The organism is Streptococcus parasanguinis, assembly GCF_001578955.1.
In the GTDB taxonomy this organism is placed as follows: Bacteria; Bacillota; Bacilli; order Lactobacillales; family Streptococcaceae; genus Streptococcus; species Streptococcus parasanguinis_U.
In genome coordinates this window covers 540,311-542,478 of sequence record NZ_KQ969689.1, presented here as the reverse complement: position 1 = coordinate 542,478, position 2,168 = coordinate 540,311, and the positions used below count along the sequence as shown (strand labels likewise).

Sequence of the window (2,168 nt, the reverse complement as noted above, 5' to 3'; positions counted from 1 at the left end):
CACTATTTAATAGTTAATTTAGACGATGCAAAAGTGCGAAAAAAGACAAATGTTTATCTTTCTAAACGGATTAAGTTTTCCCACTTTTAATTGCTTGAATAGTGTTGGAAGCTTTTTTTAATATTTCGTCATGATTGGATAAGCAACAGTCAGTTGCAATTTATTGGAGCTCTCACAATGAAGAATGAAACATTATTGCTAGAAACTAAAAAGAGTTGGTGGCAACGGTTGTTTTCAAAAAAAGACAGCCGTTAATTAGTAGAACATATTGAAATGTTGTTTTGTAAAACTTAAAAGAAGAAAGATTTGATGTCCCCCCAATATCATCATGTTTCAACGTAGCTTTAATTTTCTTTGAATAATTTCCTAAAACCAATCTGACTTTTTCGGTACAAGCCATTTGTCAAATCTTTTGTTAAACATTTACATTCTTTTTTACACTATCAATGGTTATTGGAATTAGCAAACAAAAAACGGCAATCAGCATTCACTAAATTACCGTTTTTTATTTAAATTCTATTACTATTAACTACCTATTAATATTAGGTAAATTACTATTAATTACCCTGAGGCCATCGTTTATATATTGACCCAGAACGTCAAATCCGTTATAAATTCCGTTATAAATAAAGAGTCCTAAAATTATAGATGAAATAATAATACTTGCACAAATAAAATATGTACGATTTTTTTCATTCATAATATCGATTATCTCCTAAGTTAGTATAGACTAATAGTTCCGTTTTGATTAAATGGGACTCTATAATAAGTTTTGCCTCCAACAGTACCTCCAAAATTAAAACCAGCTCCTAACAACTCTGCTTTAATTTGACCTGAAGCATTACTATTTACAGCTTAAGAATTGATAATTATAGTTTGCACATTGGAATCATCCACTTTCTTATATAAATATTAATTAGTTACGGTAATTTTTTATTCTAAAAATTTTATCTTTAGTAACAACTTTTTCTTATTTTATTATACTTTAATTTGAATGAAATTTCATTTTTTTATATGTGAAAGTAGTTCCAGTTTTCTTATCTCATTTACTTTTAATTTCTTGAATATGTTAGTAGGTGTTTCTTTCTTTTATGCAGGTTGGTTAAAATAGCTTCATCTGTTTTTTATACGTTTTTCAGAAATTGTATAAATTTCGTTATCACTTCTCTTACCAATAGCAATGACTTCAATAATTTCAATTGCATTGACAGTTTCATGAAAAACAATTCTCAGGCCCAATTTTTTGTGTTTTAACTTCCTGTAACCTGCTAAATTACCGTGAAGAGCCTCTCCGGCAAGCATCCCTTGATTTTCTAACTTGATAAGTGACTTTTTAACATGAAGACGTTGACTATTATCTAATTTATAAAAATCATCTTGCGCTTCAGGAATCAATTCAACTTTATAACTCAATCCCAACCGTCCTCTACATTTTCCAAACCTTCACGCCAATTTGAACCAAGAAATTCATCGACAGTTAAATTTTTTCGTGCTTCAAGTTCAAATGGAATTTTACGATCACGTCTGATTTTATTGAAATATAAATTAATTGCTGTAGTATAGTCAAGCCCAATCTCCTTCAAGACCTCACCAACTTCCTGTTTTAATTCAGAGTCAATACTTAGATTCAATCTTGCTTTTGTAGTTGTAATAGCCATTTAAATCACCTCATCTTTTTGTGTACATTATACACAAAAAAACAGATTTTTTCAAACTATTTTTTCTCATTGAGAATTTTTTTGTATAAATTATAAAAAATTAATGTTGAAATAATTATTTTGGAACATTTTAAAATGAAATGATTAAGATATTTCATCAGAAACACCAACAGCCCCAACCGTTGGGGCTATTTTTTTGCTTATTGTTCCACTTTCTGTAAAAGATATGTTTTTCGGAAACATATAATTATAAACTTTATAAACTTATATGTTCATAAAATTGAAGTTTATTTGTACCAAGTTGTATTTCAAATCACTTTTATTCGAAAAATATCTTTAATAAGAATCCCTCTATTTCAAGCATCTATCGCTATTTTCTTCTACACTAAAATGAAGGATTTCATGCAGGGGGCATCAAAGACAACAGGAAAAGCCTTGAAATCAAGGCGTTTTTGTTTGTCTATAGCATATCTCTTTTTTTGTATATATTAACAATTAATAATTAATAAT

2 protein-coding genes are annotated in these 2,168 nt (G+C 28.5%); both read right to left on the bottom strand.

Annotated features, from left to right (window positions below; genetic code table 11):
• Window positions 1-1,113: 1,113 nt before the first annotated feature.
• Window positions 1,114-1,413: a type II toxin-antitoxin system RelE family toxin gene (locus tag SPADD19_RS02525; RefSeq protein WP_003007839.1), complete on the bottom strand. Its 300-nt coding sequence runs from the start codon at window positions 1,411-1,413 to the stop codon at window positions 1,114-1,116.
• Window positions 1,410-1,658 carry a type II toxin-antitoxin system RelB/DinJ family antitoxin gene (locus tag SPADD19_RS02520; RefSeq protein WP_003007840.1) on the bottom strand — a complete coding sequence of 83 codons (249 nt, stop codon included), beginning with the start codon at window positions 1,656-1,658 and terminating at the stop codon, window positions 1,410-1,412. Before SPADD19_RS02520 ends, SPADD19_RS02525 begins: the two co-directional genes overlap by 4 nt.
• Between the last annotated feature and the right edge of the window lie 510 nt (window positions 1,659-2,168).

Excerpts from the sequence above, each read along its gene's own strand:
- SPADD19_RS02520 (WP_003007840.1), bottom strand. The coding sequence starts at position 1,658 with ATGGCTATTACAACTACAAAAGCAAGATTGAATCTAAGTATTGACTCT.